The organism is Pseudomonas jessenii (genome assembly GCF_002236115.1).
GTDB classification, from domain to species: domain Bacteria; phylum Pseudomonadota; class Gammaproteobacteria; order Pseudomonadales; family Pseudomonadaceae; genus Aquipseudomonas; species Aquipseudomonas jessenii.
The window spans coordinates 160,495-173,303 of the sequence record NZ_NIWT01000009.1 but is presented as its reverse complement, the minus strand read 5'-3'; the positions used below and the strand labels follow the sequence as shown (position 1 = coordinate 173,303).

At 57.8% G+C, this 12,809-nt stretch carries 9 protein-coding genes and 1 pseudogene; 5 read left to right on the top strand and 5 right to left on the bottom strand.

Features of this window, described 5'->3' with window-relative positions; genetic code table 11:
• The first annotated feature begins 32 nt into the window (after nucleotides 1–32).
• From PSJE_RS27525 to PSJE_RS27515, 3 genes are all read left to right on the top strand, one after another.
• Nucleotides 33–1,073, top strand: coding sequence for an ABC transporter substrate-binding protein (locus PSJE_RS27525; protein ID WP_090456239.1), 1,041 nt, complete (start codon nucleotides 33–35; stop codon nucleotides 1,071–1,073).
• A 683-nt stretch (nucleotides 1,074–1,756) separates the two neighbouring features.
• Nucleotides 1,757–3,172, top strand: coding sequence for a purine-cytosine permease family protein (locus PSJE_RS27520; RefSeq protein WP_090456237.1), 1,416 nt, complete (start codon nucleotides 1,757–1,759; stop codon nucleotides 3,170–3,172).
• A gap of 124 nt (nucleotides 3,173–3,296) precedes the next feature.
• The gene (locus tag PSJE_RS27515; RefSeq protein WP_090456235.1) at nucleotides 3,297–4,361 is read left to right on the top strand and encodes a GGDEF domain-containing protein; all 1,065 of its coding nucleotides are present in this window, start codon (nucleotides 3,297–3,299) and stop codon (nucleotides 4,359–4,361) included.
• Between the two features lie 118 nt (nucleotides 4,362–4,479).
• Here the strand turns inward: PSJE_RS27515 and cls are convergent, their stop codons facing one another.
• On the bottom strand, nucleotides 4,480–5,775 hold the full coding sequence (gene cls / locus PSJE_RS27510) for a cardiolipin synthase (protein WP_224795422.1): 1,296 nt from the start codon (nucleotides 5,773–5,775) through the stop codon (nucleotides 4,480–4,482).
• A 286-nt stretch (nucleotides 5,776–6,061) separates the two neighbouring features.
• Nucleotides 6,062–7,963: a potassium transporter Kup gene (locus PSJE_RS27505; RefSeq protein WP_090456231.1), complete on the bottom strand. Its 1,902-nt coding sequence runs from the start codon at nucleotides 7,961–7,963 to the stop codon at nucleotides 6,062–6,064.
• 415 nt (nucleotides 7,964–8,378) lie between these two features.
• Here PSJE_RS27505 and PSJE_RS27500 point away from each other — a divergent pair, with 415 nt between their 5' ends.
• Nucleotides 8,379–9,194 (top strand): lytic transglycosylase domain-containing protein, encoded by an 816-nt coding sequence (locus PSJE_RS27500; RefSeq protein ID WP_090456229.1) that lies wholly within the window; start codon nucleotides 8,379–8,381, stop codon nucleotides 9,192–9,194.
• 70 nt (nucleotides 9,195–9,264) lie between these two features.
• Here the strand turns inward: PSJE_RS27500 and PSJE_RS27495 are convergent, their stop codons facing one another.
• Together PSJE_RS27495 and PSJE_RS27490 are read right to left on the bottom strand one after the other, a co-directional pair.
• Nucleotides 9,265–9,834: a DJ-1/PfpI family protein gene (locus PSJE_RS27495; RefSeq protein ID WP_090456228.1), complete on the bottom strand. Its 570-nt coding sequence runs from the start codon at nucleotides 9,832–9,834 to the stop codon at nucleotides 9,265–9,267.
• 134 nt (nucleotides 9,835–9,968) lie between these two features.
• A pseudogene (locus PSJE_RS27490) lies at nucleotides 9,969–10,417 on the bottom strand (Crp/Fnr family transcriptional regulator); the annotation flags it as partial.
• A 413-nt stretch (nucleotides 10,418–10,830) separates the two neighbouring features.
• Here PSJE_RS27490 and PSJE_RS27485 point away from each other — a divergent pair.
• On the top strand, nucleotides 10,831–11,697 hold the full coding sequence (locus tag PSJE_RS27485) for a DNA/RNA non-specific endonuclease (protein WP_090456226.1): 867 nt from the start codon (nucleotides 10,831–10,833) through the stop codon (nucleotides 11,695–11,697).
• Between the two features lie 710 nt (nucleotides 11,698–12,407).
• Here the strand turns inward: PSJE_RS27485 and PSJE_RS27480 are convergent.
• On the bottom strand, nucleotides 12,408–12,806 hold the full coding sequence (locus PSJE_RS27480; RefSeq protein ID WP_090456225.1) for a YfeK family protein: 399 nt from the start codon (nucleotides 12,804–12,806) through the stop codon (nucleotides 12,408–12,410).
• Between the last annotated feature and the right edge of the window lie 3 nt (nucleotides 12,807–12,809).

Genomic DNA, 12,809 nt, shown 5'->3' with positions numbered 1-12,809 from the left:
CAACGGGCCGATAAGCCCCGAGGAAGCGATCCATGTCCAGATCCTTGCGTTGCAGTGTTCCGTTTGCCCTGGCGTTGTTGAGTGCCAGTGTGTGGGCGGCCCCTCAGGACCTCACCGTGATTTCCTTCGGTGGTGCTACCAAACAGGCCCAGGATAAGGCCTACTTCCAGCCCTTCAACGCCAGCGGCGCGGGCAACATCATCGCCGGGGAGTACAACGGCGAGCTGTCGAAGATCAAGGCCATGGTTTCCGCCGGTCACACCAGCTGGGACGTGGTGGAAGTCGAAAGCCCCGAGTTGTTGCGTGGCTGCGAAGAGGGCCTGTTCGAGAAGCTCGATGCGGGACGCTTTGGTGATTCGGCGAACTTCGTGCCGGGTGCGCTGACCGAGTGCGGTGTCGCAACCTATGTCTGGTCGATGGTCATGGCCTACGACCAGAGCAAGCAGGCCAAGGCGCCGCAGTCCTGGGCCGACTTCTGGAACGTCGCCGACTTCCCGGGCAAGCGCGGCCTGCGCAAGAGCGCCAAGTACACCCTGGAAATCGCGTTGCTCGCCGACGGCGTCAAGGCGGACGACGTGTACAAGGTCTTGAAAACCCCGCAAGGCGTGACGCGGGCTTTTGCCAAGCTCGACCAGATCAAGCCGAACATCCAGTGGTGGGAGGCGGGCGCGCAGCCGGCGCAATGGCTGGTGGCCGGTGACGTGGTGATGAGCGCGGCCTACAACGGCCGGATCGCTTCGGCGCAGAAGGAAGGCATGAAACTGAGCATCGTCTGGCCGCAGAGCCTGTACGACCCGGAATACTGGGCGGTGGTCAAAGGCACGCCGAACAAGGCGCTGGCGGAAAACTTCATCGCCTTTGCCAGCCAGCCGCAGACGCAAAAAGTCTTCTCGGAAACCATCCCCTACGGGCCGGTCCATCGCCAGACCCTGCCATTGCTGCCCAAGGATGTGCAGGATCAACTGCCGACCGCCGAGGCCAACCTGGCCGGCGCGCGGGCCGTGGACGCAGAGTTCTGGGTTGACCATGGCGAGGAACTTGAGCAGCGCTTCAATGCCTGGGCTGCGCGCTGATACAGGCACCGCATAACCCCTGTGGGAGCGGGCTTGCTCGCGAAAGCGGTACTTCAGTCACATCGATGTTGGATGTGCCGCCGCCATCGCGAGCAAGCTCGCTCCCACAAAAAGCGCAGTGCAATACCTCGGGTTCATGCTTTGCCGTCTTCACGGAATGACGATGGTAGTCAATTCGGACGAAGGACCCTGTGGGAGCGAGCTTGCTCGCGATGAGGCCGTCAGATCCAACATCTTCGTTGGCTGACTCACCGCCATCGCGAGCAAGCTCGCTCCCACAAAAAGCACAGTGCAATACCTCGGGTTCATGCTTTGCCGTCTTCACGGAATGACGATGGTAGTCAATTCGGACGAAGGACCCTGTGGGAGCGAGCTTGCTCGCGATGAGGCCGTCAGATTCAACATCTTCGTTGGCTGACTCTCCGCCATCGCGAGCAAGCTCGCTCCCACAGGGATTTCGTCGTTCAGTTGTCATGGTGTTCTGATCAATATTTTATTTTTATTGGTTTTTTCTGCCGGTTATTCCGGAAAACCACGCAATCTTTTTTAAGGTTTAAAGGCACAAATTAACTAATTTTCCTCCTCTCGCTCTTTGTCCATGATCGCCTCCAACAAGAAATGCGCAGGTATGCCCGCGCACACCGAAGTACGAACACGTACTCATCCTTGCCTTGGAGTTCGTCATGTCCACCACCGCTTCATCCGCCCCGCTCATCGAGAAGCACACGATCGGGTACGTCCCCCCTGAGGATCGCCACGGAAAGGTCAAAGATCTGTTCACCCTGTGGTTCGGCGGCAATATCGCGCCGTTGCCCATCGTTACCGGCGCGCTTGGCGTGCAGTTGTTTCACCTGAATCTGGTCTGGGGCATCGTCGCGATCATTGTCGGCCACCTGGTCGGCGGTGTGCTGATGGCGCTGCACTCGGCGCAAGGCCCGCAGATGGGCATTCCGCAGATGATCCAGAGTCGCGCTCAGTTCGGTTCGCTGGGCGCGTTGCTGGTGGTGGTGATTGCCGGCGTGATGTACATCGGTTTCTTCGCTTCCAACATCGTCCTGGCCGGCAAGTCGCTGCATGGCGTGGTCGAGAGCGTGCCGGTGTCGGTCGGCATCGTCCTCGGCGGTCTTGGCTCGGGGATCATCGGCATCATTGGCTACCGCTTCATCCACGTGCTCAATCGCATCGGCACCTGGGTGCTGGGCCTCGGCATCGTGCTCGGTTTCGGCTACATCCTGACCCACGTGCAGACCGATGACTTCCTGACCCGTGGCAGTTTCAACATTTCCGGCTGGCTGGCCACGGTGTCGCTGGCGGCGCTGTGGCAGATCGCATTCGCGCCCTACGTGTCCGACTACTCGCGCTACTTGCCCAAAGACGTAAAGGTCAGTTCGACGTTCTGGGCGACCTACCTCGGCTCCTCGCTGGGTTCAATCCTGTCCTTCGTGTTCGGTGCCGTCGCCGTGCTGGCCACGCCGGTGGGCATGGACACCATGGACGCGGTGAAACTCGCGACCGGCGCCATCGGCCCGCTGATGCTGGTGCTGTTCCTGCTCAGCGTGATCAGCCACAACGCCCTGAATCTGTATGGCGCCGTGTTGTCGGTGATCACCTTGCTGCAAACCTTTGCCCACCGCTGGATTCCGACTGCTTCGAGCCGGGCGGTACTGTCGCTGATCATCCTGGCCGGTTGCTGCGTGGCGGCCATCGGCGCCTCGGCGGATTTCATCGGGCATTTCGTCGACCTGGTACTGGCGTTGCTGGTGGTGCTGGTGCCGTGGACTGCGATCAACCTCATCGACTTCTACGCGATCCACAAGGGCGAGTACGACATCGCCTCGATCTTCCGCGTCGACGGCGGCATCTATGGCCGCTTCAACCCGCAGGCGCTGTTGGCTTACGCCATCGGCATCGTGGTGCAGATCCCGTTCATGAACACGCCGATCTACACCGGCCCCGTGGCAGTGCACATTGATGGTGCGGATTTATCGTGGCTGGTCGGGCTGGTGGTCACCACACCGCTGTACTACTGGCTGGCGAACCGTGATACGGCTTATCGTCGGCGCCAGAACATGGCCGGTCTGATGCCGACCAACAGTTGATCGGGCCTGTGGCACAGGCGTACCGGGTTGAAATGATTGTGTAATTCGGGATGGTCGTTTGCCGGGCGTATGGCTATGCTCAGCAAGTTTGCCAAACGCCAATGATAACAATCACAGTGAAACCATGAGCCAATCAGACACGCGTGCGACTGTTCTAGCGCTGTATCCAGAAGACTCCCGCGAGGCGGCGGCATTGCTCAAGCAGGCAGTGCCGCTGATGGTTCGTCACAACATTCCGCCCAACCCGGTGCACTACGCGCTCTGGTACACCTACAGCAAGGGCCAGGAGCCGGAGCTCAATCGGCACCTGGACCGGGTGGTCAACGACTTCGACTACTTCCCGCCGGAGTCGGCCGCCAAGCTGTTTCGCGAGTACATCATCCGCGATGAACTGGCGGACGCCCGCTCCGGGCAGCAGGACGCGATCAATCTGGTCGACGACATGGAGCGCGATGTGTCGCGCAGCGTGAAGGGTAACCAGGATTTCCAGGCCAGCCTCGGCCAATACCTGCAGATGCTTGAAGAGCCCGCCAGCGAGCGCTTGCCGAGCATCCTGACCCAACTGCAACAGAGCACCCGGCTGATGCAGGGGCAGCAGGAACACTTCCTCGCCCAGTTGCAATCGGCACAGCATGAAATCAAAAGCCTGCGCGACAAACTGGAGCGCGCCCAACTGGCCGCGACCCTCGATGGCCTGACCGAATTGCTCAACCGCACCACCTTCAACCGCCAGCTTGAACAGGCCTTGAGCAACGTGGCGACGGGCGTGGCGCTGGTCATGCTGGATATCGACCACTTCAAGCAATTCAACGACCAGTACGGCCACCCCTTGGGCGACCGCGTGCTTCAGCATGTCGCCCGGGTGTTGCGCGATTCGCTGCCTGGCGATGCGTTCGCGGCGCGTTACGGCGGCGAGGAATTTTGCGTGGTGCTCAAGGATTGTCCGGACCTGGCCGCCGCGGGCGCTTTTGCCGAGCGCCTGCGTTTGAAAATCCAGTCACTGCGGGTCAAGGCCCGGGGCACCGACACGGTGCTGGACACCATCACCGCCTCGTTCGGCGTGGCCCATGCACAACCCGGCGATACACCGGAAAGCCTGGTGACCCGCGCAGACGACGCGCTGTACCAGGCCAAGCGCAACGGGCGCAATCAGGTGCGTCAGCAGTCTGACGTAGCGGTCGGGTCGTAGATTTCAGTTTCACGGGGGGCAAGGTCGCTGGCGAAAGTCTACGCTGCTTCCTGGGCATGGGTTAGCGACATACCCATCAGGGTGCAGAACAGCACATCCCGGTGACACGCCACTCAACTCAGAGCCAGTACTCCCAAAGGCGCGCCATCTGCTCCTTGGCTTTCACACCGAGCGAGCGGCTCTGCCACTTTTCCATCTTGATTTCGTTCGACTTGGCCAGATCGGCCAGGAATGCCGCCTGCATTTTTTTTCCAAACCCGGCGCCCAGCACAACAACGTTGACTTCATCGTTGTGCAGGAAACTACGCCAGTCGAGGTTGGTGGAGCCGACAGTCGACCACACGCCATCGATTACTGCTGTCTTGACGTGGAGTAGCGCGTCTTTGCGTTCGTAAAGCTTGACGTTGGCTTTCAACAGCTCGCTGTAGTAGGCGCGTCCAGCATGGAACACCAGCCACGAATCGGTGCTGCTGGGCAGCACCAGCTTGACGTCGACGCCACGTGCTGCAGCCTCCTTGAGTGCCGCCAGCAACTGCGGGTCGGGAATAAAGTAGGCGTTAGTCAGCCATATCTCGGATTGCGCGCTACGCAGCGCCGAAATCAGCGTGGCATAGATCAGGCTGAACGGCTCATTTGGCGAGCTTCCGATGGCCCGCACCACCTCGGTGCCTTTGCGCTCAGGTGGCGGAAAGTAGTGGCGAGCAGCGAGTGGTTCGCCTTTCTGGGTAGCCCAGGTTCCGATGAACAGCTTCTGGAGTTCCGCAACCACAGGCCCCTCGATGCGCAAGTCGGTATCGCGCCAGGGCAAATCACCATTTGGGCGAGTCTTCGAGTAAGAATTGAACGAGCTCCCCGAATAGACGCTGCTGATGTTGATCCCGCCGAGAAAGGCAATACGGCCGTCCACTATCAGCAGCTTTCGGTGGTCGCGCTGGTTCACGTCCCAGCCCGCTTTGGCAGTCACCGGATTGACTGGGTTGTACTCCAGCACCTTGACGCCCGCGTCGGTCAATTGAGAGAAAAACGCTGATGATGTTTTAAGGGTTCCGACGCTGTCACGGATCAGATTGACCTGTACGCCTTGCCGTTGCCGAGCGATCAGCGCGGTGGCGAAGCGCTGGCCGACTTCATCATCGTCGAGGATGTAGGTCTCCATGTTGATGTGGTCGCGCGCTGCTTCCACGGCTTTGATCATCGACTGGTAGGTGGTGGGGCCGTCCTGCAGCAAGTCGACCTTGTTTCCTTCCGTTAGCGGGCTGCCGACGATGGACTCTTCGATTGCGAGGTGCACGTCGAAGATGTCGGTCTCTGCGCCGGTTGGCTCGAGTCGCTCGAGAATGGCCTTGCTGCGCTCGGCTGACAGAGGCCCGTGTACTCCGTCGAGCTGCACTGGCGCAGAGGGCGCGCGAGCCATATCGGGCACTATCCTGGGCAATGTACTGCAGGAAACCACAAATGCCAGGAGCACAGCCATGCACAGAGCCAGAGGAACACACACACCCTTACATGTGGCAAAAAGATTCATCAGGCCCCCTCTTTGTGAGGACGGTGATAGCGAGTGGCGATGCCGTCACTTGCTTTGACTACTGCGTAAGGGCAGGGTTCGTCGTCAGAGAGTGCTTTTGGCCGATTGTTGCTTTTCGGGAATGGGTCGATTGCTGCCGAACAAACAAGACCGCCAGTGCGATCTTGCCAGTTCCTTACATCTCCACCTGTGTGCCCAGTTCTATCACCCGATTCAACGGCAACTTGAAGTACTTAAGGTTGCTGTTGGCGTTCTTGAGTAAAAAGGCGAAAAGGCTTTCTCGCCAACGGGCCATACCGATGCGCTTGGTCGGGATCACCGTTTCCCGGCTCAGGAAATAGGTGGTGCGCATCGGGCTGAAGTCCAGCTCGGCCAAGTGACAGAGACTCAGCGCCAAGGGGACATCGGGCTCTTCGATAAAGCCAAAGTGCAGACTGACCCGGAAGAACCCTTCGCCATACGCTTCAACCTCAAACCGTCGATCAGCACTCACACGAGGGCTGTCTTCAGACACCACCGTAAGCAATACCACTTGCTCATGCAAAACCTGGTTATGCAGCAGGTTGTGCAGCAGCGCATGCGGAACGGCATCGGACCTGGCTGTCAGAAATACCGCCGTACCCTGTACCCGATGAGGGGGCTGCGTGCGGATGCTACCGATAAACAGTGGTAGCGGCAGCGCGGTTTCGTCCAGCCGTTCAACAATGATCTTGCGGCCACGTTTCCAGGTGGTCATCAAAATGAACAGGCCAATGCCAGCAATCACCGGGAACGCACCGCCCTGGAAGATCTTCGGAGCATTGGCCGCGAAGTACAGGCTGTCTACCAGCAGAAAACCGAGCAGCATCGGAACGGCCAACCAGCGCGGGGTTTTCCATAGCAGCAGGACGACGGCCGAGGACAGGATGGTGGTGATCAGCATGGTGCCCGTTACAGCGACCCCATAAGCGGCGGCCAAAGCACTGGACGACTCGAAACCAAGTACCAGCAGCACAACACCGACCATCAACGCCCAGTTAACGGTACCGATGTAGATCTGTCCCTGCTCCTGGCTGGAGGTATGCTGGATAAACATGCGAGGGACATACCCAAGCTGGATGGCCTGGTGTGTCAGGGAAAATGCGCCGGAGATCACGGCTTGAGAAGCGATGATGGTCGCCAGTGTAGAGAGTGCGACCATCGGCAGCAGTGCCCAGCCCGGCGCGAGCAAATAAAATGGATTGCGCACCGCCTCAGGGTTTTCCAGGATCAAGGCACCTTGGCCAAAATAATTGAGTACCAGTCCTGGCAATACCAAAATGAACCAGGCGCGGGCAATGGGTTTGCGACCGAAGTGCCCCATGTCTGCATACAGTGCTTCGGCGCCCGTCAGCGCGAGTACCACTGCCCCGAGGATGGCCACACCGATTCCCGGATGAGCGATGAAAAAATGCGCTCCCCAGTATGGATTGAGCGCTTGCAGCACTTCCGGCCGCTGTAAAATGCCATAGACCCCCAGCGCACCCAGCACGACAAACCACAGCACCATCACTGGGCCGAACAGAATGCCGATGCGAGCCGTGCCGTGTTTCTGTATCAAGAACAGCGCCACCAGCACGATCACTGACAAAGGCACGACCCAGTGTTCAATTCCGTCAAACGCCAGCTGTAGCCCTTCAACCGCAGAGAGCACCGAAATAGCCGGGGTGATCATGCTGTCCCCGTAAAAAAGTGCCGCACCAAACAGGCCAAGCAGAACGAGTATTTTACTCATGCGCGGATAAGGGGCGGCTGCGCGGCGGGCTAAAGCCGTCAACGCCATGATGCCGCCTTCACCCTGGTTGTCGGCACGCAGGATGAACAGCACATATTTGATCGAGACGACCCAAATCAGTGACCAGAAGACCAACGACAGAATACCCAGCACGCCGTCGTGGTTGGCCTGAACTCCGTAGTGGCCAGAAAATACTTCTTTCAGCGTGTAGAGGGGGCTGGTGCCAATGTCCCCGTAAACCACTCCGACCGCGGCGACGAGCAAGCCCACTCCTGACGCTTTGGATTGCGAGTTTTCATGTGCTCCGATTGCTGTTTCACTCAAGGGTCGCTTCTCTCGAATTACGGGGAGGAAATACATGCCATCCTTGGGCAAAACGATGTGCCTGGGCCACTGAAGCCTCAAGGCGCATGGACGATCTAAAAAGTCGCGGCCAGTATCTTTGAGGGCGCAAACAGCAGTCGTAAAGAAAGCGTAAAAAATTTACGGCAGATACTCGAAACATCAGATCCAGTGGCTTGGGCCTGTCCCGCCCCGGCCCGACGCGTCGTGCGAGCAATCAGACCTGCGCCTCGCCTGGGAACGTCGGCAGCCCGTACGTCAACGCAAGTTCCAAGGCCGGTTACAAGGGGTATAACTATCAGAACAAAAGGCGGGTCACCCAGAATAGGTCCTCCAAAGGCAGCGCCCGGTCCGGGCGCCCCAGGCCTGATCGGCGCCTGCGGTGCGGAGCGATGTGATGAGTTCCAGAGCATGGCGATGGGCTCGCAAGAGCTTTCTTGGCTGCATCGAGCTGGCCGTGCTGGTCACTCCACTGTGCGCCAGCGCCATGTTCAAGTGCCAAGCCAGGGACGGAGCCATCAGCTACACCAGCCAAGCCATCGCCAGCGCCCGCTGCACTCGCCTCAATGGCATGGCGGGCGCCGGTGTCGGCGCCAAGGCAATGGCCCTACCACGGGTTGTGCGGGACGACACCCCAGGCGCGGTGCGGATTCGGGTGTGGACTTTCATCCACAAGGGTAATCGTCAATATGTGAGCCGGCGCCCCGTCGGGATCTCCGCACGGGTCGATGTCCTTGAGCTCTATTACATCAAGGGCTGCTATCTGTGCATGGCGCCGAAGGATTTCAAGGTCGCGTCACTGCGACTGGACACCCATTCCTATCGGCGGGAGATCGAAGCCGCTTCGGGTCATTATGGTGTCGACAGGGCGCTGGTCCGCGCAGTGATACATGCCGAATCGGCGTTTCGCCCCAACGTCATTTCCGAAGCCGGCGCCCAGGGGCTGATGCAGTTGATGCCCGCCACCGCCGAACGCTTCGCCGTGGACGATCCGTTCGACGCACGACAGAACATTCGTGGCGGCGTGCGCTACCTGGCCTGGCTGCTCAAGCGCTTTAACGGCAACCAGATGCTGGCGTTGGCAGGTTACAACGCCGGCGAAGCGTCCGTGGTCCAGTACAACGGGGTGCCTCCCTACGCCGAGACGCAATCCTACGTCACCCTCGTGCAGTCCTTGACCGAACGCTATCGCAACCATAGCGGCCGTCCGTGAGGGGCAGAAACCGGCCAGGAGCGGACCTCGAACACATCACCTGATCGGCTGTTTTTTTAGGACGAAGCGGTCACCCGTGTTCCGCTGCCAACATTGACCTGAACTGCGAAATGATCTCTGAAGATAACCCGGCAGCTTCGAACACTGCGCAGGTAAAGCTAACGGGAGCAGGACCTGGAGCAGTTATGATGCGGTCGGCAACCACCGCTACTTGACTGCTTCGATAAAGCGTGGCCCCGTCATAACCTACGGCATTCTGTTGTAAGAAGTCAGCGCTGTTCGAAGTATGAGGGACCGTGTCGAGAAGCCCGGCCCTCGCAAGTGCCAGCGTCCCCCCACAGATACCGGCAATGGTCGCTCCACTTGAACGACTAGCATGAAGAAAGTCCCGAATATCCGGTGCATCTGCACGCTCCCAGATCATTCCACCGATGACGACAACAACGTCCGGCTTCCAGTCCAGGCATTGTTGCAAGCTGCTATCCACAGTTACAGCCAATCCGCCCTGCGAGCGGAACTGCCCCGTAGTAGAGGTGAAAAACCTGACGTCGATCCCGTAAAACGGGGATGCGGTTCCTGCAATGAAAGCGTATTCCCAGTCCGCAAAACCGGGTGTCAGTATCAAGCCCAAGCGTGCCATCAGTCCGAATCCTCCATGAAAACGAACAACATAAAGCGACAACAAGCAGATCTCAACGTCCGTTTCGGGTCTATTGCTGCCTATCGCGAAGGGGAGGAAACGGCCAACAGCGTACGATCAGGCATCTCTTTGACTCAGGAGAGAGATGTAACACTCGGAAGAAGTCGATCGCTTTCCTTCTTGACCACGGCATAACACTCGCAACAAAGCTCCTCAAGTTTCGGCCGGTTCAGCACCGTGATGTGCCCTCGGCTGTACTCGATCACACCGAGCTTCTGTAATTTTCCGGTGGCTTTAGTGACACCTTCTCGACGCACACCAAGCATGTTGGCGATAAGTTCTTGCGTCATTGTCAGCTGATTGCTCGGCAAGCGGTCCAACGACATAGCTGTTGGTCGACCGAGTGAGGGCGGTTGCAGACGGCCGTTTGTGCCATTTGAGTGATCAGCGCCTGAGTGTAGCGCAGCAAAAGCAGCATCAGTTCTCCGTGACGACGGAACTCATTTTTCAGTTGCTGTCCTTTCAGCCGATACGCGTGACCAGCACTCTGCACGATGGCCCGGCTCGGAGTGCTTTCACCGCCTTCATTTCGTCATCTCCCAAGCGCGGCAGCGCACCGACACCAAACACATCCCGACCAACCCAACCAGAAACCCTGGACCGAATGTCGCCTTGCCAGCCACGCCCCAGCCCCAACGCCTGAACCTGCCCGGACCTCTGTATTGACATGAAGTCAGCCGACAATGAATGAAGAGCAGAACTATGTGTGCTGCTGAACGGAATTGCGAGCGAAGGTGGCCTATCGTGGTGAAGTAATCCCGTTCAGTTTGAGAGATAGATCCCATGAACAGTATCGTCTACATCGTCGGGGCAGTTGTGATCGTGCTAGCGTCGGCCAGAGCTGTTGGCATTTTTGGAAATGCATTCGTGGAACGGCTACATGGTCTCGGCAGAAGTTCATCATTAAGATGATGAATCATTTTTAGGAGAAACTCTATGCAAGGAATGCTGAAAATAAAGCTGGTCTCAGTTCTTATCTTTCCTGTGTTAGGTGCCTGTACCACGCCTCAATCTGCGAACGTTTCAGATGGATCGGCGAAACTCCAGCTGGCAGAGCCTTCGGTCGTCGATAACTGTTCCGTAGGCTGCCCATCAGGTGGCAGTGAAGTCACCCTCAACCGTCAGGCCTACACCCTAAACAACAACGGCTCAACAAAATTTGCCAACTGGGTCGCATACAAGATCACAAAGGAAACGCCAGCTAGCGGACGCCCCCGAAACTGGAAAACCGACCCCGACGTTCCCGCCGGCGAAACACTAAACCCAGTCGACTACAACGGAGCCAGCGTCGCCCTGAAAATCGACCGTGGGCACCAAGCAAATCTTGCTTCCATGGGCGGCGTATCCGATTGGCAGTCCCTGAATTATCTCACCAACATCACACCGCAAAAAGCCGACTTGAACCAAGGCGCATGGGCTCGCTTAGAGGATCAAGAACGCAACCTGAGCAAGGAGCCAAACGTCGACGCAGTGTATGTGGCCACAGGTCCTCTCTACGAAAAGAACATCGGTTCACTACCAGGCACAAACAAGATCCATACGATCCCCAGTGGCTACTGGAAGGTGATCTTCACTGGCAGCACTCCTGCCGACGGCCTCTATGCGGCGTTCATCATGGAGCAAACCACCCCACGATCCGCGAGCTTCTGTGACTACCAAGTAACGGTAGAGGAGATTGAAGAACGCTCGGGTCTGACCCTATGGAGCAATTTGTCACAGGCTGTTCAAGCAGAGCTAAAATCAAAGCGTGGTCAGTTGCCCCAAAAAATTGGGTGTGCTTCGGCCGGGGTTGTCACAAAATAGCGTGCATGAAAAAACACCTGTCGTAAGAGAGGTGGTCCAGAATAGATCTAGCGTTGCAGATTTTTTAGTGAATGAACTTCATTGCCGCGATCAAAATACCAACAACCGCTGAAAGCATGACCCCCATCCTCAGTGCGGCAGCGCACCGACACCAAACACATCCCGACCAACCCAACCAGAAACCCTGGACCGAATGTCGCCTTGCCGGCCACGCCCCAGCCCCAACGCCTGAACCTGCTCGGACCTCTGTATTGACATGAAGTCAGCCGACAATGAATGAAGAGCAGAGCTATGTGTGCTGCCGAACGGAATTGCGAGCGAATGGGGTCTATCGTGGTGAAGTAATCCCGTTCAGTTTGAGAGATAGATCCCATGAACAGTATTGTCTACATCGTCGGGGCAGTTGTGATCGTCCTGGTTGTTCTATCGGTCCTTGGGCTTCGATAGATTCGGAGACCGTTTTCATAAATCGTTTTCGTTTTATTTTCCGGAAACGGACGTTCGTCTCATCACCGCTCCATCGATGGTGACACGGGCGTCACCCAGCACACGACGTTGCCGCAGTTCTCGGTAACCTGCTGGCGGTTAACACGTTAGAGAATGACCGTTTGGGTCGAAAGCCCCTCGGGCTGCTCCGCCTGGCTATGTCAGCCTATTGTGTTGAAAAAAATCCCAACACCATCCTGACTGGTACCGGACTTGAGAAAAAATCAATGAAGTTGCCGTTGCCTCTGTAGTTCCCTCTTCAACCAGGTGCTTGCCGGTTCTACGCCTTCTGAACATCGCACCTCATAGACGCGGTCACTCATACTGCTTTTAGTGGCAGCAAGATCGATGAAGTCTTCTGCGCTGTTCACCATGTTCTTGCCTTCGAGATAATTCAGTTTCTTCTCCAGATGCGCCCGAGCGCGGGGACCTGGGTATTCGCTCCCGTTGCGCACAAACTGACACTCACTGTGTTCGACAAAGTCCAGCAAGCCCTTTATCTCTTGAGTGGCTTGAGGTGTGGCTTGAACCTGCCCATTAGTGACGATTGCGATAAGGCTAATACCCGCTGCCATCATCAATTGGCTGATGGGCCGTGCCGTGCCCTCCATCCACATCCGCATGAT

Bases quoted from the DNA above. Each gene is read 5' to 3' on its own strand.
- PSJE_RS27525 (WP_090456239.1), top strand. From the start codon at position 33: ATGTCCAGATCCTTGCGTTGCAGTGTTCCGTTTGCCCTGGCGTTGTTG.
- PSJE_RS27520 (WP_090456237.1), top strand. From the start codon at position 1,757: ATGTCCACCACCGCTTCATCCGCCCCGCTCATCGAGAAGCACACGATC.
- PSJE_RS27515 (WP_090456235.1), top strand. From the start codon at position 3,297: ATGAGCCAATCAGACACGCGTGCGACTGTTCTAGCGCTGTATCCAGAA.
- cls (WP_224795422.1), bottom strand. From the start codon at position 5,775: ATGGCTCGCGCGCCCTCTGCGCCAGTGCAGCTCGACGGAGTACACGGG.
- PSJE_RS27500 (WP_090456229.1), top strand. From the start codon at position 8,379: ATGAGTTCCAGAGCATGGCGATGGGCTCGCAAGAGCTTTCTTGGCTGC.
- PSJE_RS27495 (WP_090456228.1), bottom strand. From the start codon at position 9,834: ATGGCACGCTTGGGCTTGATACTGACACCCGGTTTTGCGGACTGGGAA.
- PSJE_RS27485 (WP_090456226.1), top strand. From the start codon at position 10,831: ATGCAAGGAATGCTGAAAATAAAGCTGGTCTCAGTTCTTATCTTTCCT.
- PSJE_RS27480 (WP_090456225.1), bottom strand. From the start codon at position 12,806: ATGCGGATGTGGATGGAGGGCACGGCACGGCCCATCAGCCAATTGATG.